Annotated in this window: 21 protein-coding genes; 16 read left to right on the forward strand and 5 right to left on the reverse strand. The window is 63.4% G+C overall.

Annotated features, from left to right (window positions below; all coding sequences use genetic code 11):
* Positions 1-6: 6 nt before the first annotated feature.
* Genes ISX84_RS19770 through crtA form a run of 3 tightly spaced genes read right to left on the reverse strand, consistent with a single transcriptional unit; the run spans position 7 to position 3,373 of the window.
* Entirely contained in the window at positions 7-1,659 is a 1,653-nt protein-coding gene (locus ISX84_RS19770; protein WP_195822135.1) for a magnesium chelatase subunit D, read from the reverse strand.
* The gene (bchI, locus tag ISX84_RS19775; protein ID WP_195822136.1) at positions 1,656-2,660 is read right to left on the reverse strand and encodes a magnesium chelatase ATPase subunit I; all 1,005 of its coding nucleotides are present in this window, start codon (positions 2,658-2,660) and stop codon (positions 1,656-1,658) included. Before bchI ends, ISX84_RS19770 begins: the two co-directional genes overlap by 4 nt.
* Positions 2,657-3,373 carry a spheroidene monooxygenase gene (gene crtA, locus ISX84_RS19780; RefSeq protein ID WP_195822137.1) on the reverse strand — a complete coding sequence of 239 codons (717 nt, stop codon included), beginning with the start codon at positions 3,371-3,373 and terminating at the stop codon, positions 2,657-2,659. Before crtA ends, bchI begins: the two co-directional genes overlap by 4 nt.
* Positions 3,374-3,479: 106 nt before the next feature.
* Between crtA and ISX84_RS19785 the strand changes: the two genes are divergently transcribed.
* From ISX84_RS19785 to tspO, 3 genes are read left to right on the forward strand one after another with little or no spacing between them, the layout of a single operon-like run.
* Entirely contained in the window at positions 3,480-5,024 is a 1,545-nt protein-coding gene (locus ISX84_RS19785) for a phytoene desaturase (protein ID WP_195822138.1), read from the forward strand.
* Positions 5,025-5,045: 21 nt separating this feature from the next.
* Complete coding sequence (crtB, locus tag ISX84_RS19790) at positions 5,046-6,083, forward strand: 15-cis-phytoene synthase (protein ID WP_195822139.1); 1,038 nt, start codon at positions 5,046-5,048, stop codon at positions 6,081-6,083.
* Between the two features lie 4 nt (positions 6,084-6,087).
* A complete protein-coding gene (tspO, locus tag ISX84_RS19795) occupies positions 6,088-6,570 on the forward strand; it encodes a tryptophan-rich sensory protein TspO (RefSeq protein WP_195822140.1) in 483 nt (160 codons plus the stop codon).
* Between the two features lie 3 nt (positions 6,571-6,573).
* Here tspO and crtC read toward each other — a convergent pair whose 3' ends face one another.
* Positions 6,574-7,416 (reverse strand): carotenoid 1,2-hydratase, encoded by an 843-nt coding sequence (gene crtC / locus ISX84_RS19800; protein ID WP_195822141.1) that lies wholly within the window; start codon positions 7,414-7,416, stop codon positions 6,574-6,576.
* 26 nt (positions 7,417-7,442) lie between these two features.
* A complete protein-coding gene (gene crtD, locus ISX84_RS19805) occupies positions 7,443-8,993 on the reverse strand; it encodes a 1-hydroxycarotenoid 3,4-desaturase CrtD (RefSeq protein ID WP_195822142.1) in 1,551 nt (516 codons plus the stop codon).
* Positions 8,994-9,086: 93 nt separating this feature from the next.
* Between crtD and ISX84_RS19810 the strand changes: the two genes are divergently transcribed.
* From ISX84_RS19810 to pufC, 13 genes are all read left to right on the forward strand, one after another.
* On the forward strand, positions 9,087-9,971 hold the full coding sequence (locus tag ISX84_RS19810) for a polyprenyl synthetase family protein (protein WP_195822203.1): 885 nt from the start codon (positions 9,087-9,089) through the stop codon (positions 9,969-9,971).
* Positions 9,964-11,088 (forward strand): methyltransferase, encoded by a 1,125-nt coding sequence (locus ISX84_RS19815; protein WP_442800632.1) that lies wholly within the window; start codon positions 9,964-9,966, stop codon positions 11,086-11,088. Before ISX84_RS19810 ends, ISX84_RS19815 begins: the two co-directional genes overlap by 8 nt.
* Positions 11,089-11,216: 128 nt before the next feature.
* Positions 11,217-12,158 (forward strand): chlorophyll synthesis pathway protein BchC, encoded by a 942-nt coding sequence (gene bchC, locus ISX84_RS19820; RefSeq protein ID WP_195822206.1) that lies wholly within the window; start codon positions 11,217-11,219, stop codon positions 12,156-12,158.
* Positions 12,159-12,166: 8 nt separating this feature from the next.
* Entirely contained in the window at positions 12,167-13,186 is a 1,020-nt protein-coding gene (locus tag ISX84_RS19825; RefSeq protein WP_195822205.1) for a chlorophyllide a reductase iron protein subunit X, read from the forward strand.
* The gene (locus ISX84_RS19830) at positions 13,173-13,346 is read left to right on the forward strand and encodes a hypothetical protein (RefSeq protein WP_195822143.1); all 174 of its coding nucleotides are present in this window, start codon (positions 13,173-13,175) and stop codon (positions 13,344-13,346) included. Before ISX84_RS19825 ends, ISX84_RS19830 begins: the two co-directional genes overlap by 14 nt.
* Positions 13,343-14,914, forward strand: a complete 1,572-nt coding sequence (bchY, locus tag ISX84_RS19835) for a chlorophyllide a reductase subunit Y (protein ID WP_195822144.1) — start codon at positions 13,343-13,345, stop codon at positions 14,912-14,914. Before ISX84_RS19830 ends, bchY begins: the two co-directional genes overlap by 4 nt.
* 160 nt (positions 14,915-15,074) lie before the next feature.
* Positions 15,075-16,550 carry a chlorophyllide a reductase subunit Z gene (gene bchZ / locus ISX84_RS19840; RefSeq protein WP_195822145.1) on the forward strand — a complete coding sequence of 492 codons (1,476 nt, stop codon included), beginning with the start codon at positions 15,075-15,077 and terminating at the stop codon, positions 16,548-16,550.
* Positions 16,547-16,789, forward strand: coding sequence for a cytochrome PufQ (gene pufQ, locus ISX84_RS19845; RefSeq protein ID WP_326838775.1), 243 nt, complete (start codon positions 16,547-16,549; stop codon positions 16,787-16,789). Before bchZ ends, pufQ begins: the two co-directional genes overlap by 4 nt.
* Positions 16,790-16,974: 185 nt before the next feature.
* Complete coding sequence (gene pufB, locus ISX84_RS19850; protein ID WP_195822146.1) at positions 16,975-17,127, forward strand: light-harvesting antenna LH1, beta subunit; 153 nt, start codon at positions 16,975-16,977, stop codon at positions 17,125-17,127.
* A gap of 12 nt (positions 17,128-17,139) precedes the next feature.
* Positions 17,140-17,298: a light-harvesting antenna LH1, alpha subunit gene (gene pufA, locus ISX84_RS19855; RefSeq protein WP_013984575.1), complete on the forward strand. Its 159-nt coding sequence runs from the start codon at positions 17,140-17,142 to the stop codon at positions 17,296-17,298.
* A 160-nt stretch (positions 17,299-17,458) separates the two neighbouring features.
* Complete coding sequence (pufL, locus tag ISX84_RS19860; protein ID WP_195822147.1) at positions 17,459-18,307, forward strand: photosynthetic reaction center subunit L; 849 nt, start codon at positions 17,459-17,461, stop codon at positions 18,305-18,307.
* Between the two features lie 2 nt (positions 18,308-18,309).
* Complete coding sequence (gene pufM / locus ISX84_RS19865; protein WP_195822148.1) at positions 18,310-19,305, forward strand: photosynthetic reaction center subunit M; 996 nt, start codon at positions 18,310-18,312, stop codon at positions 19,303-19,305.
* Between the two features lie 2 nt (positions 19,306-19,307).
* Complete coding sequence (pufC, locus tag ISX84_RS19870) at positions 19,308-20,423, forward strand: photosynthetic reaction center cytochrome PufC (RefSeq protein WP_195822149.1); 1,116 nt, start codon at positions 19,308-19,310, stop codon at positions 20,421-20,423.
* Positions 20,424-20,625: the final 202 nt, after the last annotated feature.

The raw sequence follows: 20,625 nt of genomic DNA on the forward strand, positions 1-20,625 counted from the left end.
GGGTCGCTACCCCTGCAGAGTGGCGCTCACAGCGCCTGTGAGCGCCTGTGCGTCTGCGCGGGGCAATGGGAGGTACTGACCGTCGAATTGGCCTGCCAGGGCCTTCAGGCCTGCCTGTGGGCGCGCGGACATGTCGATGACCAGCGTCTGAATGCTGTGAGCACGAAAAACACGGGCCATCTGTTCGGCGTCCTCCATCGCTTGAGTGCGGTTCCTGCTGCCATCCAGCGCGATATTCGCGCGCCCGTCGGTCAGCACGATCAATGTGGGTGTGAGGCCCTTGCTGCGTGTCTGTGTGGCCAGCGCCAGCGCCTGCTGCAACCCGGTGGCCAAAGGCGTGCCGCCGCCGCCGGGCAGGCTGGCCAGACGCCGTTTGGTCTGCACCAGGGATCGGGTGGGCGGCAACAGCAGGTCGGCGGTCGTTCCTCTGAAAGAGATCAGCGCCACGTGATCACGCGCCGCATAGGCCTGTGCCAGCAGCAGTTCAACGGCGCCCTTGGCTTCGTTCAGGCGGGATACGGCGGCGGAGCCGGAGGCGTCCACGGCAAAGATCAACAGCCGGTCGGACTGCTCGACATAGCGTTTCAGCCGGATATCAGACGGGCGGATCAGCAATCCCGGCGTATCCGGCTGGGCCTTGCGTCGGATCGGCTGCCACGGCGCGGCGGCGCGCAGGGTCGCTATGAGATCGATCCGGCTGCGGCCGTCCAGCCTGCCGGGCCGGGAGGGCAGGGGCCGTCCCCGCCGATTGCCCTTGCGCTTTTGGCCCGCGCCGTCTCCGCCCATGCGCCGTCCTGTCCCCGCGGGGACAAGCCCGGCCAGAAGGTCCGGCGGCAGAAGCGCCCGCACCGCTTCAACCAGCATGTCGCCTTCTGGCATGGGGGACGACGCGTCGCTTTCAGCTTCTTGGCTCGTTTCGGGATTGGGGGGTGGGGGCACCTGGTTTTCCGGTTCGGCTTGCGGCAGGCGTGTTGCCCGGTGCGGGAACACGAGAAGGGCCGCGACCTCCAGATCCGTCTGTTCCAGACATGTGCGCTTATGGGTGGCGGCGTGCACGCGGGCGACACGCAAGGCCATCAGCGGCGCGCGCAGGCTGTCGATGCCAAACTGGGCCGCCAGCAGGGTCAGCGTCTCTGCATCCGCCGCGGAGGCCGTCACCGCTGCGGGCGTCACCGACAGTGTCCCCGCGGGGACAACCCGCCAGTCTTTTGGCATACGACCCTCTGGCGCGATGTGAAACGGCAGGCGTTCGGCGAGTGCAGGGGGGAGGGTTTCGTCCGGCTCGGCCCCCTCGTCCAGCGCGATGAGGCAATGACCGACATCGCGATCCACCTGATGGGCCAGCTTGGCGGCCAGATCACTGCCGCAGCGCTCGGCCATCCCGACAACCATCGTGCTTGGATCAGATAATATTCCTTTATTTTCAATTACTTGAATGGAGTTCAAGGTTGCGCTGAGGTCGACACCTCCAAACAGTTGTTCATCGGAAATAGAGGGATGGATTCTGCGCATGTTCAGCGGTTGTAAGATGTTGAGCAGTCGGTCGCGATCCGGGCTGGCACGCATACGGATGGTCGCGCCCGCCAGGTATCCGGGGGCGGACAGCAGCAGGCGCAGGCAGAGCGCCGCGCGCGCCCAGCTGTCCGCGTCCGGCGTCACCCCAGAACCTCGTCGACGGTGCGCAGGACGCGGGTTCCGGATCCGGCTTCATCCAGCGGATCGCGGCGCAGGCGGTGGGAGAGGGCAGAGGGGGCGACGGCCCGCAAATGGTCACGGCTCAGTTTCCGCTTTCCCTGATAGGCGGCCAGTGCGCGGGCGGTGCGCAGCAGCGTCAATTCTCCACGCAGCCCGTCGGAGCCAAGAGCGATGCAAAGGGCGGCGCAATCCTCCAGAATAGGCTCAGGGGTTGCGATTTTTGGCAGCCGTTTGCGGGCCTTCAGGATCGTGTCGCGGATTTTTGCATCCTCGGCACCATAGTGGGCCATGAACGCGGCGTGATCGGTCTCGAAGGAATCGCGGCGTTTGATCACCTCGACCCGTTCGGCCACATCATTGGGGGACCGTACTTCGACGGACAGGCCAAACCGGTCGAGCAGTTGCGGGCGCAATTCGCCCTCTTCGGGATTGCCGGATCCGACCAGCACGAAACGCGCGGCATGGCGGATCGACAGCCCTTCGCGTTCCACGACGTTCTCGCCGGATTGCGCGACGTCCAGCAGCAGATCGACGATGTGATCCTCCAGCAGGTTGACCTCGTCGATGTAGAGATAGCCGCGATTGGCGCGCGCCAGCAGGCCGGGTTCAAACGCCTTCTCGCCGCGCGTCAGGGCGCGTTCGATGTCCAGCGCGCCGACCACCCGGTCTTCGGTGGCGCCAAGCGGCAAGTCGATGACGGGCGTCGGGCGGGAGACCAGCTTTTTCGACCCTAACTCGGCCCATGCGGGGCATTCGGCGCTTTTGGCGGAGTTGACGGGGCAGCTTTCAACGGCTCGGATGGGGGGCAGCAGGGCCGCCAGGGCCCGCACGGCGGTGGATTTGCCGGTGCCCCGGTCGCCAAAAACCAGAACACCACCGATGCCGGGATCAACCGCCGTCAGCACCATGGCCTGTTTCATGGCCTCCTGACCGACGATGGCAGAGAAAGGGAAGGGGGTGTTCATAGATGCAGATCCAACGTGTCGAGCGGGCTTTTGCCGCCCCAGGAGCCGGTCTCGCCGAGAATGGCGAAACGGGCATAGAGTTCTTCGGAAAACCAGTTCCCGTCCCGTACGGCGCGAATGGCCGCCGCATGGGGCCCGTTTTCGCGGGCAAATCCGGCCATGGCGCTGGCATCCGGCCAGATGGAGAAAGTGATCTGGTGCAACAGCGGCACCTCGCCAATACCGATCTTGAAGGCGACGTTCCGGTCTGCCCCGATCATCCGGCTGATATCCGGCACACGCCGCCAGAAGTTGAGCGCGATGGCGGGCTTGATTGTTGCGCGGGTCAGGGCGGCGAGGGGGCCTTTGGGCGTTTTCGCAGTGGCATGAAAGGGCGTTTTTCCCGACCACTGACCCCGCGCTGACGTCGTTTCCAAAAATATCGTCCAGTTTTCCGACGCGCGACGGCGATAGCGCGTGTAGATCCGGGCGCTTTCGATCTGGGTGCGGGCCGTCATCTCATCCGGCCAACTGGCCAGAATCGCGTAGACGGCGGTGTTGGGCAGGGGCGTGAAGCCTTCGCCCGTACCGGAGCCGCAGAGCTTCCAGAAACCGATGCCCGGCACCTTTGGCAGGGCAAAGCGTGCAAAGCCCATCATCGCAAGTGCCCAGAGCCGCGCGGTTGGGCGTGCAAAGCGAAAAAAGCTCAAAGATACAATGGGTGTGTCGGTCATTGCGCGCGGTATTTGTCCCAAGTGTCAAGTAAGTCTGACACGCAAAAGCGCGAATTGGAAGAACGCAATTGTCAAGTTAACTAGACACATCTACTGTATGAATGTGATGACACGTGTTGATCCCATCGAATCTGCTGAGGCCGCCACGGCGGGACGAAACCGGGCGATTGTGATCGGTGCGGGCCTGGGCGGGCTGGCGGCGGCGATGCGGCTGGGGGCAAAGGGCTACCGGGTCACGGTGATCGACAAACTAGATGTGCCCGGCGGGCGGGGGTCGGCCATATGGCAGGACGGACATCGGTTCGATCTGGGCCCAACAATCGTGACCGTGCCGCAGCTTTATCGTGATCTTTGGGCGGCCTGTGGGCGGGATTTCGATGCGGATGTGACGCTGACATCGCTCGATCCCTTTTACGAAATCCGCTGGCCGGACGGCACGACGTTCGTCGCGCAGCAGAACACCGACAAACTGCGCGCCGAGGTGGCAAAGCTTGCGTCCCATGATGTTGCCGGGTTCGACCGTTTTCTGAAAGACAGTGCCGCGCGCTACTGGTTCGGGTTCGAGGATCTGGGCCGCCGGTCGATGCATCAGCTCTGGGAACTGCTCAAGGTGCTGCCCACCTTTGCGATGCTGCGCGCGGATCGGTCGGTTTACGCCCATGCGGCGCGGCGCGTGAAGGATGAGAAACTGCGCATGGCGCTGAGTTTCCATCCGCTGTTCATTGGCGGTGACCCGATGCATGTCACGTCGATGTATATCCTCGTGGCCTATCTCGAAAAGGAATTCGGGGTGCATTATGCCATGGGCGGTCTGGCGGGCATGGCACGCGCCATGGCGGATGTGATTGAGGATCAGGGCGGCACGCTGCTGATGGAGACGGAGGTGGATGAGATCGTGGTGCGCGACGGTGCCGTGACCGGCGTGCGGCTGGCCTCCGGTCTGGAAATGGGCGCCGATGTGGTCGTTTCCAATGCGGATTCGGGTCACACTTACAACAGGCTGCTGCGCAATCACAAAAAACGCCGCTGGACGCCGAAACGTCTGGCGCGGACGCGCTATTCGATGAGCCTGTTTGTCTGGTATTTCGGCACCAGAGGCACTGCGGGTCAGTGGCCGGATGTAGGTCACCACACCATCCTGAACGGGCCGCGCTATACCGGGCTGCTCAGGGATATCTTCATCAAGGGCAAGCTCTGCGATGATATGAGCCTTTACGTGCACCGCCCGTCGGTGACGGACCCGTCCGTGGCGCCCGAGGGTGATGACAGTTTCTATGTGCTTAGCCCGGTGCCGCATCTGGGCCATGACAACGGTGTCGATTGGGCGGAGGAAGAGCCGCGCTATAAAGCGAAGATGCTCAAGGTGCTGGAGGATCAGCTGCTGCCGGGGCTGGGCGAAAAGGTCAGCACCGAAGTTGTGTTCACGCCCGAGACTTTTCGCGACCGCTACCTCAGCCCCTTTGGCGCGGGGTTTTCCATCGAGCCGCGCATTCTGCAAAGCGCGTGGTTTCGCCCGCATAACGTCTCCGAAGAGGCGAAGGGTCTCTATCTGGTGGGCGCGGGCACGCATCCCGGGGCAGGGGTGCCGGGGGTGATTTCCACGGCTGAAGTATTGAGCACTCTGGTGCCGGATGCGGCGCCGGTCCGATGAGGATGCTAGGGAGGATGCCCAGTGATAGCGCCTGCTGATCTTGACCACTGCCGCGAGGCGATCCGGCATGGATCGCTGTCCTTTCATGCTGCGTCCCGTCTGCTGCCCGCGCGCGTCCGTGACCCGGCGCTGGCGCTTTATGCTTTTTGCCGGTTGGCGGATGACGAGGTCGATCTGAAGGCTGAGAAGGTGGAGGCGGTGTTGCGGCTGCGCGACCGGCTGGATGCGGTTTATGCGGGTCAGCCGCAGAATGCGGCGCCAGACCGGGCCTTTGCTGCGATTGTCGAGGATTTTCAGATGCCCCGCGCGCTGCCCGATGCCCTGCTGGAAGGGCTCGCGTGGGACGCGGAGGGGCGCCGATATCACACGCTTTCCGACGTGCGGTCCTATTCCGCCCGGGTTGCCTCCGCCGTGGGGGCGATGATGTGTGTGCTGATGGGCGTGCGGGATGCGGATGCGCTGGCGCGGGCCTGCGATCTGGGCGTGGCGATGCAGCTGACCAATATCGCGCGGGACGTGGGCGAGGATGCCTTGGAAAACCGTATCTATCTGCCGCTCGACTGGCTGGACGAGGCGGGCATGGACGTCGAGGGTTTCCTTGCCAACCCGAAACCCACCAAGGCCCTGCGCAAGATGGTCAAACGTTTGGTGATGGAGGCGAACCGGCTTTACATGCGCTCGGAGGCCGGGGTCGGGGCCTTGCCCCGCGGCTGCCGCCCGGGGATTTATGCGGCGCGATTCATCTATGCGGGCATCGGTGGCCAGCTGACGGCGATGGGGTACGATTCCATCTCGGCCCGGGCGCGTACGAGCAAGGCACAGAAAATCGGCTGGCTGGGGCAGTCGATGCTCCTGACTGCGGCGGGTCTGGTGATGCCGCGATCCCCGGTGCTTTATGCCAAACCGCTGCCCGAGGTGCAGTTTCTGGTCTCGGCGGCGGCGCGCAACACGACTGCGACATCGCGCAGTGATACGCTGATTTCGGTGCTGGCAACGCTGGAGGCGCGCAGGCAGGCGCAACGTGAGCGCTTGACCGGTCGCAGGACTGGTCTTACCTAGGCGCATGTTCTGGTTCCTCTTCTGCATCTTTTTCGCGGCCTGTTTGGCGGCAGGCGTCACCGGCGGGCTGTTTGCGCCCGGTCCCTGGTACCGCAGCCTCGACAAGCCCTGGTTCACCCCGCCCGATTGGGTGTTCCCGGTCACATGGATGGTGCTTTACATCTGTATCGCGACTGCCGGGGCGCGGGTTGCGATGCTGGAAAACAACGGGGTTGCCATGGCCTTCTGGGCGCTGCAGATCGCGTTCAATGGGCTGTGGACGCCGGTCTTCTTTGGCCTCAAAAACATACGCCTCGGTATGGCGATTGTCTCACTGCTCTGGCTGTCGGTGCTCTGCGGGATTCTGGCGATGTGGTCACTGGATGTGATCGCAGCCCTGCTGTTCGTGCCCTACCTGATCTGGGTGAGCATCGCAGCGGCGCTGAACGCGGGCGTCTGGCGGTTGAACCCCGAGGTCGCGCGCCACCCGCCGCCGGTGCCGTCTTAAAGGCTAGTTAAAACTCCAGTGCCGACGGCGGGGCACCCGCACGGCCAGCATCGGTTTGATCAACGGGCTTCGAAAGCGCCGCAGGTCCAGCGCTTCGTGCACGCCGGTGACGCGTTCCTTGCCCAGTTGAATTTCCACGGCCGAGCGTGTGTAGAAGGGCGCGTCCAGCATGCCGAGCTTTTGTCTGGGTGCTGGTCCCGGATCGGACCGGGTGTCGCGCTTTACCGCCCAGAGGCTGCGGGGCAGGCGGGTCTTGGGGGGCAAGGAGATTGCCGTGCCGTGCCCGTCTTCGTCAAAATGGAACCCTGCCGCGAGCTGTGAGCCATCCAGCCGGGTGGCGTCGTAAAAGCACGTGGCCCCATCGCCGGTCGGAAACCGACCCCATGTCCAATAGCTGAAATCCTCTTCGAGGGCGCGGGTGCCGAAATTAGCGTCGAAATATCCTTCGCCCTCCCACTGCCAGCCCGGTCGGTCGATGGCGACCTCGATACGTGATTTTGGCGCAAAGGGGCGCCAGATATGCGCGCCATCCTCGGTCAGCGGCAGTTCCACAGATGTCAGCGCAGAGGGGGTCACGCGGATCTGCCCGCGCAGGCGGTTGATGAGCGGCGGCCCGGAGACCTCGTCGATGTCGATGATCAGCTGCGCCCCATTCCAGCGCATCATGGAGGGGCCGACCTCAAGCCGCGAGGCGGTCTGGCGCAGGGCAGAGGACCCGCGATCCGTCATCGCAAAGCGCCCGCCCGGACCATAGGTCGCCACGTTGATGCAGACGTGGTTCTCCGGGTTCTTGCGCCCGGACCAGCGGTACCAGGGCGAGAAGACCGACCCGATGAACCCGATCACGGAGACCGCGCGCGTGCCGCAATCGCTCAGGCCGTCGATATACCACCACGCATAGCCGTTTGGCCCGACTTTGATGTCGAAGTTCGGCCGCGCAAGATCGCCTCGGCCGCGTGCCGGGCGGAGAGGGTGGCCATCGGCAGGCCCGCGCCCGGATGGGTTCCGCCGCCCGCCAGCCACAGCCCCCGGATCGGTGTCTGCGCCGTGGGTCGTTGCAGCGCAGCGGTCAGCCCGTGCGGCGTTTGCCCGTAAAGCGCGCCCTGCGTTTCGGGGAACATCTCGGCGAAATGCTGCGGTGTCGTGATCGTTGTGGCGGTCGGTGTCGGCGACATAGTCACGCCCATATCCGCCATCCTCTGCATGATCTGATGATGCCATAGGTCCAAATCCGTTGGAGGGGTGAGTGTTGAGGTGGCCGGCGCGTTCGAGATGATCTCAAAGCGCTCCTGTGTGCAAGGGGGGCTGTCCTGGCCGCGATCCTCGGCGCAGAGATAAAGCGTCGGGTCGCGGGGGATTTTTCCGGCCATCAGGTCATCGAATTCCGACCGGGGATCATCGGCAAAAAAGACGTTGTGATGGGCGAGGTCGACCCCCGAGGGGATCGCGGCAAAGCTGTGCACGCGCGCCGAAAAGGACCGGGGCAGTCTGGCGGTTTGCGGTGCAACGCAGGTCAGAGCCGCACCCATGCTGCCGGTGGCCAGCGCGCGCGGATCCCCGGCATAGACAATCGTATCGGCGTCCAGCTGTTCACCGCCGTTGATTTCCACGCCGGTGACCGCCCCGCCGATAACATCGATCCGGTCGACATGGGTGTTGCGGCGCACGTGGACGCCCCGGTCCAATGCGAGCCGGGTCAGGGCATCGGTCAGCGCATGCATCCCCCCTTTGACGACCCAGACACCTGCGGATTCCGCCTGCCAGATCAGCGACAGGATCGCCGGGCTGAGATGCGGCGCGCCGCCGACATAGGTGGCATAGCGGCCAAAAAGCTGCGCCAGACGCGGATCGCTGAACTGCCGTTTCAGACGTGCCGCCAGCGTTGACAGCGGCGTCATGGCGGGGATCAGCGTGGGCTGTCGCAGCACATGCGGGATCAGTTTTGCCATCCGGGGGCGGGGGGCCTGCATCATCGGCGCGTCAAAGGCCGCGAACAGCCGGGCGGTGCTGGCGTTGAAGCGCTGGAAGTCGTCAGCGGCCTTGCCGCCCGCGAAATCGGCGATGGCGGCCGTGGTGGCGTCCGCATCGGCGTGCAGATCAAGGCGGCTGCCGTCGGACCAGAAATGTCGGGCTAGAATGTCTTGTTTGATCAGCGTCACATGATCGTCGAGCCGCGTGCCCGCGCAGGCAAAAAGCGCATCGAAGACATGGCGCAGGGTCAGCACCGTGGGGCCCGCGTCCACCGGTCCGGCGTCGCTGGGGAGGGTCCTGATCTTGCCGCCGGTGTGGCTGTGGCGTTCCAGAAGCGTGACGGACATGCCACCCGTGGCCAGCCTGAGCGCTGTGGCCAGCCCGGCAATACCCGCACCGATCACGATGACCTCCGGGCGCGGGCGTCTTAGGGAAGGGGTTTTCACAGCCATAGGGGATTGTTGACTCGCAGCGGCAATGTGTCCAGTATGATTTACACTTTAGTGTCGGAAATATATGACACTCTGCCGATGAAAGGATCCCCCATGGGCATGACCTCCCGAATCGAAGCGGCAATTTCCTCGGCAGTTTCCGTGGGGCAGGGGCGGGGCGCGGTGCCGCCTCGGCTGGCCTCGGCGCTGGGATATGCGACCGCGCCCGGGGGCGCACGCATAAGGCCCACCATCCTGACATCCGTGGCGATGGCCTGCGGGGACGACAAGCCCGGGCTGACCGATGCCGCCGCCTCCGCGCTGGAGATGATCCATTGCGCCAGCCTCGTGCATGACGATCTGCCCTGTTTCGATGACGCGGATGTGCGCCGGGGCAAGGCGTCGGTGCACAAGGCCTATTCCGAACCACTGGCCGTGCTGACCGGGGACAGCCTGATCGTGCTGGCCTTCGAGACGCTGGCGCGGCAGTCGGCGCACGCCCCGGACCGTGTGGCGCAGATGATCATGACGCTGGCACAGCGCACCGGCATGCCGGGCGGCATCTGCGCGGGGCAGGGGTGGGAGAGTGAGGCGGAGATTGACCTCTCGGCCTACCATCAGGCCAAGACCGGGGCGTTGTTCATCGCGGCGACGCAAATGGGTGCGGTGGCCGCCGGTCAGGAGGCAGAGCCCTGGTTTGAACTGGGCGCGCGGATCGGCGAGGCGTTCCAGGTGGCCGACGATTTACGCGATGCGCTCTACGATGAAGAAACTCTGGGCAAGCCCGCCGGTCAGGACGATCTGCACGGGCGTCCCAACGCAGTCTCGCTGCTGGGCGTGCAGGGCGCGATTTCGCGGCTGAAGGATATTCTGGGCGGGGCCATTGCCTCGATCCCCTCTTGTCCGGGAGAGGCGCAACTGGCCGAGATGGTGCGTACCTATGCCGAGCGGCTGACGCCCGTCGCGCCGCATGTGACCGCCACGCGCAGCAATGTCTGACAACACTGGCGACATGCCGGGCTGGCGTGGTGGCTGGCTGAACCGGCTGGTCGCACGCCCCGGCTTTCAAAGCTGGGCCAGCAAGTTCCCCCTGACCCGCAGGCAGGCGCGCAAGGATGGCGCGCTGCTTTTCGATGTGGTGCAGGGGTTCGTGCAAAGCCAGGTGCTGATGGCGCTGGTGGAGCTCGACATTCTCAAACGTCTGCGCGCAGGGCCGCAAAGTGCTGATCTGCTGGGACGCGCAACAGACATTCCGGCGGACCGGATGCGGGTGCTGCTGCAAGCGGCCGCGGCGCTGGACCTGCTCAAGCGGGACCGCAAGGGGGCGTACCGGTTGGCGCGCAAGGGGGCGGCGCTGATGGGTGTGCCGGGACTGGAGGCGATGATCCGTCACCACCGCGCTTTCTACGCCGATCTGGCCGATCCGGTTGCTTTGCTGCAGGGGCCAATGCAGACCGAGCTATCGGAGTTCTGGCCCTACGTCTTTGGCGCGCGCGGGGACATTGATCCGGACGTGGCTGCGACATATTCCGACCTGATGGCGCAAAGCCAGCGGTTGGTGGCAGAGGACACGCTGCGCGCCGTTTCGCTCAAAGACACGCAATGCTTGCTGGATGTGGGCGGCGGCACCGGCGCTTTTCTGGAGGCAGCCGGGCGACAGGCCACGGGGCTGCAGATGATGCTCTTCGATCTGCCGCAGGTGGTGTCGGCGGCGCGGGTGCGGCTCAATGCGGCGGGTATGGGGGACCGGGTGACCATCCACGCCGGGTCGTTTCGGGAGGATCCTTTGCCGCTGGGTGCAGATGCGCTTTCCTTGATCCGGGTGCTTTACGATCATTCTGATGACACCGTGCGCAACCTGCTGGCGGCGGCCTTCGCGGCGCTGCCGCCGAGTGGTCGTCTGATCATTTCCGAGCCGATGGGTGGGGGCGCCTCCCCTGATCCGGCGGGGGACATATATTTCGCTTTCTACACGCTGGCGATGCAGACCGGGCGCGTACGCTCGGCGGATGAGATATCCGACCTTTGTGCGACAGCAGGATTTGTGGACATGCGCAGCCCGAAACCGGCGCGGGCTTACGTCACGCGGGTGCTGACGGCGCGCAAGCCGGGATAGTGCCTTTGGTCAACTGTCCAATTTAGTTGACACAATGGTATGTAAGATTAAACTGACAGTGACAGCATGAGCTGCGGGATGAGTCTTTGACGGAGATCAAAAGCGATCACGCCAGCGAGGAGAGAGATTTGGAAACCACCGCCGTTCTCCTGAAAGGTCCACGCGATCTTGACGTAGATACCCTGACGCTCACACCGCCGGGGGCCGCGGATCTGGTGGTTGATATCCAGCATTCCGGCATTTCCACAGGAACGGAAAAGCTCTTCTGGACAGGGGATATGCCGCCCTTTCCGGGCATGGGTTACCCACTGGTGCCGGGCTATGAGGCTGTCGGCGAAGTGGTGGAAGCCGCCTCGGCGACGGGGTACCGGCCCGGCGATCATGTCTTTGTCCCGGGCGCCAATTGTTATGACGGCGCTTTCGGTCTTTTTGGCGGCGCCGCCTCCCGGATTGTAACCGCAGCAGATCGTGTGACGCGAATCGATGCGGGCCTTGGCGCGCAGGGGGCGCTGCTGGCGCTGGCGGCCACGGCGCGCCACACGATGGCCGGATTGAACAAGTCCGTGCCCGACCTGATCGTGGGTCACGGTGTACTGGGCCGCTTGCTGGCCCGCCTGACGATCGCCGCCGGGGCACCTGCGCCCACCGTCTGGGAGATCAACCCGGCACGGCGGGGTGGGGCCATGGGCTACGAGGTTGTCGCCCCCGAGGACGACACGCGCCGCGACTACATGTCCGTCTATGATGCCTCGGGCAGCATGGAGGTGCTGAACGATCTGGTGGCCGCTCTGGGTAAGGGCGGTGAGGTCGTGCTGGCAGGCTTTTATAAGGAACCCATTCGGTTTGATTTCCCTCCGGCCTTCATGAAGGAGGCGCGGTTCCGGGTTGCCGCCGAATGGACCCATGACGATCTGGCCGCCACCCGCGCGCTGGTGGAAAGCGGCACGCTGAGCCTGGATGGGCTGATCACCCATGAGACGGGTGCGGATCAGGCCCCGTCGGCCTACCGGCAGGCCTTCACCGATGCGGATTGCCTGAAGATGATTTTGAACTGGAAGGACGTGGCGTGAAAGATGGTATCGACACCAAGACCCCGGCTGCGGGCGACGTGCCAGACCTGAAGGATTTCGACAAGCGCCTGCGCGAGGAGGCGTCCGAGCCGACGCTGGAAGTGCCGCAGAGCGAACCCACCTCGAAAACGCAGATCATTGCGATCTATGGCAAGGGCGGGATCGGCAAATCGTTTACGCTGGCCAATCTCAGCCACATGATGGCCGAACAGGGCAAGCGCGTGCTGCTGATCGGGTGTGACCCGAAATCTGATACGACCTCTCTGCTTTTTGGTGGCAAGGCTTGCCCGACGATCATCGAAACCTCGACTGCCAAGAAGCTGGCGGGCGAAGAGGTCAAGATCGGCGACGTCTGTTTCAAACGCGGCGGCGTCTTTGCGATGGAGCTGGGCGGTCCCGAGGTCGGGCGCGGCTGCGGCGGGCGCGGGATCATCCACGGGTTCGAGCTCTTGGAGAAGCTGGGGTTTCATGACTGGGATTTTGACTATGTGCTGCTCGATTTCCTCGGCGATGTGGTCTGCGGCGGTTTCGGTCTGCCGATCGCGCGGGACATGGCGCAGAAGGTGATCCTTGTCGCCAGCAACGATCTGCAGTCGCTTTACGTGGCGAACAACGTCTGTTCGGCGGTGGAGTATTTCCGCAAGCTGGGCGGTAATGTCGGTGTCGCGGGTCTCGTGATCAACAAGGATGACGGCACGGGCGAGGCTGCGGCCTTTGCCGAGGCCGTCGACATTCCGGTTCTCGCGGCCATTCCGCAGGACGATGACCTGCGCAAGAAGTCCGCGAACTACCAGATTGTCGGCACGCAGGCCTCGCAATGGGGCGATCTCTTTGCCCAACTTGGCGAGAACGTGGCAGAGGCCCCGCCGGTGCGCCCTGTGCCGCTGGACCAGGACGGGCTGCTGGGGCTTTTTGATGCCTCTGAAACCGGTGGTGACATCGTGCTCGAACCTGCCTCTGACGCGGACATGCGCGGCAAGAACGCCGCGCCCAAACCGTCGCTGGAGGTCGTTTATGACGAAGCCTGAGTGCATCGAAAAAACCCGCCGTGCGATGGACCGTGCCACAAACGCGGGCCGAAAGTCATTGACCGCCTGTGAGGTCAGTCGCGACATCATCGAGAAATCTATTCGGCTGATGGCGTCCATGCAGTTGCCCGCGCTGACCCACAGGTCCGTCGATAGATGAAACAGGAAGTCACATATGATGACGCCGCCGAGGTGGAGGTGATCAAGGGTCATCCCCATGGTGACGTCACCCGTGTGGCGGAGGCGGCACCTGCCGATGGCGCCGGGTGCCATTCGGGTGCTGAGATGGCCGAGGCGGCACGTCTGGCCGGGCAGTCGGAATTGCTGGACAAGTTCAAGGCGGACTACCCGATGGGTCCGCATGACAAGCCGCAGTCGATGTGCCCTGCCTTTGGATCGTTGCGGGTCGGGTTGCGGATGAAGCGGGTGGCGACGGTGCTGTCGGGATCGGCCTGCTGTGTTTACGGGCTGACGTTTGTTTCGCATTTCTACGGCGCGCGGCGGTCGGTGGGCTATGTGCCCTTCAACTCCGAAACGCTGGTAACCGGCAAGCTGTTTGAAGACATTCGTGAGTCCGTACATGAGTTGGCGGACCCGGATCATTATGATGCAATTGTGGTGACGAACCTCTGTGTGCCGACGGCCAGCGGGGTGCCGCTGCGGCTGTTGCCCGATGAGATCAACGGCGTACGGATCGTCGGCATCGATGTGCCGGGGTTTGGCGTGCCGACCCATGCCGAGGCCAAGGATGTGCTGGCGGGTGCGATGTTGAGTTACGCCCGTGCGGAAGCCGAAGCAGGTCCGGTCGCGGCTCCCGTGGGTGGCAAATCCACCCGTCCAACGGTGGCGCTTTTGGGCGAGATGTTTCCCGCCGATCCGATGATGATTGGTCAGATGCTGGCGCCCATGGGGCTGGCTGCCGGGCCGGTGTTGCCCTGCCGCGAGTGGCGCGAGCTTTATGCCGCTCTGGATTGTGCGGTCGTCGCGGCGATCCACCCGTTCTATGTGGATACGGTGCGGGAGTTCAAAGCCGCCGGGCGGCCCGTCGTCGGCTCCGCGCCGGTGGGGTATGACGGTACGGCCAGCTGGTTGCAGAGCATTGGCGAGACCCATGGTGTCTCTGCCGCTGACATCGCTGCCGCGCAAAACGCTGTTTTACCTACGATCCGGGGCGCGCTGGCCGCGACACCCATCACGGGCAGGATTACGCTCTCGGGCTATGAAGGGTCCGAGTTGCTGGTCGCACGCTTGCTCATCGAGAGCGGGGCGGAGGTGCCTTATGTGGGCACGGCCTGCGCCAAGTCACCCTGGTCGGCGGCGGACGCAGAGTGGCTGGCGGCGAAGGGGGTCACGGTTAAATACCGCGCCTCGCTGGAGGATGATTGTGCAGCGATGGAGGCCATCCAGCCTGATCTGGCCATTGGGACCACGCCGGTGGTTCAGAAAGCCAAGGAGCTGGGCATTCCCGGTCTCTACTTCACCAATCTGATTTCTGCGCGGCCTCTCATGGGCGTTGCGGGGGCCGGATCACTGGCGGAGGTGATCAATGCGGCCATCGGCAACAAGGATCGCATGGGCCGGATGAAGGCGTTTTTTGAAGATGTCGGCGCAGGCGACACTGCGGGTGTCTGGGAGGGTGTGCCGAACCTGCGGCCTGACTTCCGGGTGCAGCATCAGAAGAAGCTGGACAAGGCCGCACGGGCGGCCAAAGCGGCGCAGATGATATGATAACGGTGCAAAATACATATTATGCGCCGCGTGCGCGGCAGCGGGTTTCGCCAGAAACCTGCGTGCGCACCCAGGTTGTTTTTGTTGACGGGGCTCTGCCCCCGCGCTGCGCGCTCCCCCGGGATATTTTTGGCCAGAAGAAGCTGGGGGGTCTCTGCTGATGCTGGTGACGGATCATGATCGGGCGGGGGGATACTGGGGGGCGGTTTATGCCTTCTGCGCCGTGAAGGGGTTGCAGGTGGTGATCGACGGCCCGGTGGGCTGTGAGAACCTGCCGGTGACCTCCGTGCTGCATTACACCGACGCCTTGCCGCCACATGAGTTGCCGATTGTTGTGACGGGTCTGGGCGAAGGCGAGATGGGCGCGGGCACCGAAGAGTCGATGAAGCGGGCATGGGATACGCTGGACCCGGCGCTGCCCGCCGTGGTGGTGACAGGGTCCATCGCCGAGATGATCGGTGGGGGTGTCACACCGCAGGGCACGAATATTCAGCGTTTTTTGCCGCGCACCATTGATGAGGATCAGTGGGAGGCCGCCGACCGGGCGATGACCTGGATCTTCACCGAGTTCGGCATGACCAAGGGTCGGATGCCACCGGAGAAGAAACGCGAAGAGGGCGCCAAGCCGCGCGTGAATATCCTTGGGCCGATGTATGGCACCTTCAACATGCCGTCGGATTTGGCGGAAATTCGCCGCCTCGTCGAGGGGATCGGCTGTGAGGTCAATATGGTGCTGCCTCTGGGCGCGCATGTGGCTGAAATGAGAGATCTGGTAAATGCCGATGTGAACATCTGCATGTACCGCGAGTTCGGGCGCGGGTTGAGCGAGCTTCTTGCCAAGCCGTATCTACAAGCCCCGATAGGGGTCGAGAGCACGACCAAGTTCCTGCGCGCACTGGGGAACCTGGTGGGCCTCGACCCCGAACCTTTTATCACGACCGAGAAGCATTCCACGATCAAACCGGTCTGGGATCTGTGGCGGTCTGTCACTCAGGATTTCTTTGCCACGGCGAGCTTTGCCATTGTGGCCAATGAGACCTACGCGCGGGGCATCCGGCTGTTCCTTGAGGGTGACATGGGGCTGCCCTGCGCCTTTGCCGTGGCGCGGGTGGCCGGGCAGAAAACCAACAACGAAGAAGTGCGCGCCTTGATGGGGCAGAAGCGGCCCCTGATCGTCATGGGGTCGATCAACGAGAAGATGTACCTGGCTGAGCTCAAGGGCGGGCACGGGCCGAGCCCGACGTTCATTCCGGCGAGCTTTCCGGGGGCTGCGATCCGCAGGCACACCGGCACGCCGTTTATGGGCTATGCGGGCGCGACCTACCTTATTCAGGAAATCTGCAACGGGCTCTTTGATGCGCTCTTCCACATCCTGCCGCTTGGCACGGAGATGGATGCCACGGATGCCACCCTGACACCGCTGCGCCGCGATTTTCCCTGGGATGCGGATGCACAGGCGATGCTCGACCGGATTGTGGAAACGCATCCGATACTCACAAGAATTTCAGCTGCAAAAACCTTGCGCGATGCAGCAGAGGCGGCGGCACTTGCCGCTGGAGATGAACGGGTGGTGCTCGACACCATCCGTGCGCTGGACCCGGCTATGGCCGGCATGACCCGGGAGGATCAGACATGAGTGACATGACATCCGACATGTTGGAGGCGACGGCGGATGCCCCGCGCGAGGCCCGACGGAAGACTGAGAAGACCGAATTCATGGTCTATTTCGCGATCATCTTCGTGGCGACGCTGCCGCTGGCGACCCTGACCTGGGCGCTTTCGGCGATCCGCAGCCGCAGCTTTACCGAGAAGGGCCCGATGGCCCGTGCCTGGAGCCAGGCGCGGATCATCACGCCGATGATCTTTTCGGCCTGAACGACCTCGCGCTGCACTGGCTGGCAAGACCGGCGGCGCGACCCGACTGCTCGATTGTTGTGCGCCTGTCGAGTTCCAAGACTGTCCGCCTCTCAACAAGGTGAACAGACCCCCGAGGGGGATATCCCCCAAAGGACCCGGCCGCGGGGTGCGCGGCGTCAGCATAACGTTCCGGAGGAATATTTATGGCTGATAATACCGACCTGTCCTTTACAGGTCTCACAGACGAACAGGCGCAGGAACTGCATTCCGTCTACATGAGCGGTCTCTGGCTGTTCTCGGCGGTGGCTGTGGTCGCACATCTGGCGACTTACATCTGGCGTCCCTGGTTCGGATAAGGAGAGATGGATATGGCAAAGTTCTACAAGATCTGGCTCATCTTCGACCCTCGCCGCGTTTTCGTGGCACAGGGCGTCTTCCTTTTCCTGTTGGCTGCGATGATCCACCTGGTGGTGCTCAGCAGTGGCCTGAACTGGTTCGAGGCGGCAGCTGCCGCAGGTGGTCAGTAAATCTTGGGCGCGCGGCAAGGCGTGCTTTTGATCAACTGATAGCGAAAAGAATGCTGCGGGCGGCCTGAGTGTGCGCCTCTGCCCGCAGCGAACCAAGGACATAACAATCTGACGGCCTCCGCCTTGACCGAGGCGTGCCGCACACACGCGGAGAATGAAGATGGCGTTGCTCAGCTTCGAAAGAAAATATCGCGTCCGCGGAGGGACGCTGATCGGGGGCGATCTGTTCGACTTCTGGGTGGGGCCTTTTTACGTGGGCTTCTTCGGGGTCACGACGGTCTTCTTCGCTCTCTTGGGAACCATTCTGATTTTCTGGGGTGCCAGCCAGCAGGGAACCTTCAACCCCTGGCTGATCAACATCGCCCCGCCGGACCTGAGCTACGGGCTTGGCCTGGCGCCCTTGATGGAAGGCGGTCTGTGGCAGATCATCACGATCTGCGCGACGGGGGCCTTCATCTCCTGGGCGCTGCGCGAGGTGGAGATCTGCCGCAAGCTTGGCATGGGCTATCATGTGCCCGTCGGCTTTGGCTTTGCGATCCTCGCCTATGTGACGCTGGTCATCTTCCGCCCGCTGCTGATGGGGGCCTGGGGGCATGGGTTTCCCTACGGGATTTTCAGCCACCTCGACTGGGTCAGCAACACCGGCTACGCCTATCTGCACTTCCACTACAACCCGGCGCATATGCTGGCCGTGACGCTCTTCTTCACGACCACGCTGGCCTTGGCGCTGCATGGTGGGTTGATCCTGTCGGCGGCCAACCCCGAAAAGGGCGAAGAGGCCAAGACACCGGATCACGAGGATACGTTCTTTCGCGATTTCATCGGCTACTCCATCGGCACGCTGGGCATCCATCGCCTGGGATACCTGCTGGCGATCAACGCCGTCTTCTTCTCCGCCGTCTGCATCATCATCTCCGGCCCGGTCTGGACGGCCGGTTGGCCCGAGTGGTGGAACTGGTGGCTCGATCTGCCGATCTGGGGTGACCCCATCGCCGTGGGAGGGATGTGATCATGGCTTATCCTGAATATCAGAACATCTTCACGCAGGTGCAGGTCCAGGGCACGCCCGAATGGGGCATGGACGATACCGGCAACAACATGATGGAAGAGCGGGTCGGCAAACCCTTCTTCAGCACGCTTGCCGGGCTTTTCGGCAATGGCCAGATCGGTCCCTACTACTGGGGCTGGACCAGCATGGTGGCCTTTGGCACCGGTCTTGCGTGGTTCTTCATCGTGGGGTTCAACATGCTGGCGCAGGTCGGCTGGTCGATCCCGCAGTTCATCCGGCAGCTCTTCTGGCTGGCGCTGGAGCCGCCCTCGCCTGAATACGGGCTGACCATGCCGCCGCTGAACGATGGTGGCTGGTACATCATCGCCAGCTTCTTTTTGCTGGTCTCGGTGATGACATGGCTGCTGAGGGCGTATCTTCTGGCCGAACAGCACAAGATGGGCAAACACATCTTCTGGGGCTTTGCCGCTGCCGTCTGGCTGTTCCTGGTGCTGGGCCTCTTCCGCCCGATCCTGATGGGCTCGTGGAGCGAGGCGGTGCCTTACGGTATCTTCCCGCACCTTGACTGGACCACGGCGTTTTCGATCCGCTACGGCAACCTCTATTACAACCCGTTCCACTGCCTGAGCATCGTCTTCCTCTATGGCTCGGTCCTGCTCTTCTGCATGCACGGCGGCACGATCCTTGCCGTCACCCGCTATGGCGGCGACCGAGAGCTGGAACAGATCTACGACCGCGGGACCGCCACCGAACGCGCTGCGCTTTTCTGGCGCTGGACCATGGGCTTCAACGCCACGATGGAGGGCATCCACCGCTGGGCGTGGTGGTTCGCCGTGCTGACCCCGATCACCGGCGGCATCGGCATCCTGCTCACCGGCACGGTGGTCGACAACTGGTTCATCTGGGCGCAGGAACACAACTTCGCGCCAATGTATGACGGCTCCTACGGATACGCTGACTACGGCTCCTACGAAGCCTTTATCGGGAAGGAGAACTGATCATGCTGCCCAAGTGGTTCAACAAATGGAATCAGGATAACCCGACCAATATCTTTGGCCCGGCGATCCTGGTCGGCGTGGCCGGGGCTGCGGTGTTCATCGCTGCGATGGTGGTCAGCTGGGGCAATCCGGCGCAGACCTCCAGCCTGCAGACGGGACCTCGGGGCACGGGCATGTCGGTGCCCGAGTTCAACGTGGTGCGCCTGGCGGCGGACCCGACGATCGAGGACTACTACACCGAAGAGCCCTATGTGCCCGAAGGTGGTGAAGATCTTGCCCGCGACATCTATGAAAACGTGCAGGTGCTGGGCGATCTGACGGAGGACAACTTCAACCGTGTGATGAACGCCATCACGCAGTGGGTGTCGCCCGAGCAGGGCTGCGCCTACTGCCACGGGGATGGTGATCTGGAGACCTATGGTGAAGACACGCTCTATACCAAGGTTGTGTCCCGCCGGATGATCCAGATGACGCAGGCGATCAACGAGGACTGGGATGGTCACGTGAACGCGGTCGCCGAGGTGGGCGTGAATTGCTACACCTGTCACCGGGGCGAAAACGTACCCTCGGACATCTGGTTCAAGGTCTCGCCAGTCAACGCCTCTGCGGCGGGCTGGTCGGCCAATCAGAACCAGGCCACATCGCTGAGCCAGTCCACGTCTCTGCCGTCCGATGCGCTGGAGAAATACCTGCTGGAGGGCGAAACCATCGCCGTGCATTCGCTGGAAAGCCGCGAAGCCGGGGTGGCGGGCGTGGATGGCTATGCCTCCATCCAGGACACCGAACGCACCTATTCGCTGATGAATTACTTCTCCAACAGCCTCGGTGTGAACTGTGTTTTCTGCCACAACAGCCGCGCGTTTTATGATGGTTCGCAGAACACGCCACAGTGGGGCACCGCCTCCCTCGGCATCCTGATGGTGCAGGAGCTGAACACCGACTACCTCGTTCCGCTGCAGGATACCTACCCGCCCGAGCGCCTTGGTCCGATCTTTGCCGATGCGCCGAAAGCGGCCTGCAAAACCTGTCACAAGGGCTATCAGCGCCCGATGCAGGGGATGAACGTGATTGCAGACTGGCCCGAGCTCGCGACGACAGAGGCGCCGGTCTATGAATGAGCCATCGGGCGGCGTCTAGCTAGGCGCTGCCCGATGGCACAGCCGTGCACGGACCCTTGGCTTCCTGGGTCCGGGCAACGGGGTCCTTCGGCACCCCGGTTCCCTTCCTGTTGGCTACAGGAACCTGGCGTCGCAACCGGTTCAACCCGGATGCGACGCCTATCTTTTCCTGAAGGGCGGCAGCCCGGCTTTGGCAAGAGCC

The organism is Roseobacter sp. MH60115 (assembly GCF_015644665.1).
Classification (GTDB): Bacteria; Pseudomonadota; Alphaproteobacteria; order Rhodobacterales; family Rhodobacteraceae; genus Roseobacter.

What these genes read in the sequence shown, in the direction of transcription:
- bchZ (WP_195822145.1), top strand. Translation starts at nt 15,075, where the DNA reads ATGCTGGTGACGGATCATGATCGGGCGGGGGGATACTGGGGGGCGGTT.
- pufC (WP_195822149.1), top strand. Translation starts at nt 19,308, where the DNA reads ATGCTGCCCAAGTGGTTCAACAAATGGAATCAGGATAACCCGACCAAT.
- tspO (WP_195822140.1), top strand. Translation starts at nt 6,088, where the DNA reads ATGTTCTGGTTCCTCTTCTGCATCTTTTTCGCGGCCTGTTTGGCGGCA.
- ISX84_RS19830 (WP_195822143.1), top strand. Translation starts at nt 13,173, where the DNA reads ATGACGAAGCCTGAGTGCATCGAAAAAACCCGCCGTGCGATGGACCGT.
- pufM (WP_195822148.1), top strand. Translation starts at nt 18,310, where the DNA reads ATGGCTTATCCTGAATATCAGAACATCTTCACGCAGGTGCAGGTCCAG.
- ISX84_RS19810 (WP_195822203.1), top strand. Translation starts at nt 9,087, where the DNA reads ATGGGCATGACCTCCCGAATCGAAGCGGCAATTTCCTCGGCAGTTTCC.
- pufB (WP_195822146.1), top strand. Translation starts at nt 16,975, where the DNA reads ATGGCTGATAATACCGACCTGTCCTTTACAGGTCTCACAGACGAACAG.
- pufL (WP_195822147.1), top strand. Translation starts at nt 17,459, where the DNA reads ATGGCGTTGCTCAGCTTCGAAAGAAAATATCGCGTCCGCGGAGGGACG.
- crtA (WP_195822137.1), bottom strand. Translation starts at nt 3,373, where the DNA reads ATGACCGACACACCCATTGTATCTTTGAGCTTTTTTCGCTTTGCACGC.
- bchI (WP_195822136.1), bottom strand. Translation starts at nt 2,660, where the DNA reads ATGAACACCCCCTTCCCTTTCTCTGCCATCGTCGGTCAGGAGGCCATG.
- pufA (WP_013984575.1), top strand. Translation starts at nt 17,140, where the DNA reads ATGGCAAAGTTCTACAAGATCTGGCTCATCTTCGACCCTCGCCGCGTT.
- ISX84_RS19815 (WP_442800632.1), top strand. Translation starts at nt 9,964, where the DNA reads ATGTCTGACAACACTGGCGACATGCCGGGCTGGCGTGGTGGCTGGCTG.
- bchY (WP_195822144.1), top strand. Translation starts at nt 13,343, where the DNA reads ATGAAACAGGAAGTCACATATGATGACGCCGCCGAGGTGGAGGTGATC.
- ISX84_RS19785 (WP_195822138.1), top strand. Translation starts at nt 3,480, where the DNA reads ATGACACGTGTTGATCCCATCGAATCTGCTGAGGCCGCCACGGCGGGA.
- crtD (WP_195822142.1), bottom strand. Translation starts at nt 8,993, where the DNA reads ATGGCTGTGAAAACCCCTTCCCTAAGACGCCCGCGCCCGGAGGTCATC.
- pufQ (WP_326838775.1), top strand. Translation starts at nt 16,547, where the DNA reads ATGAGTGACATGACATCCGACATGTTGGAGGCGACGGCGGATGCCCCG.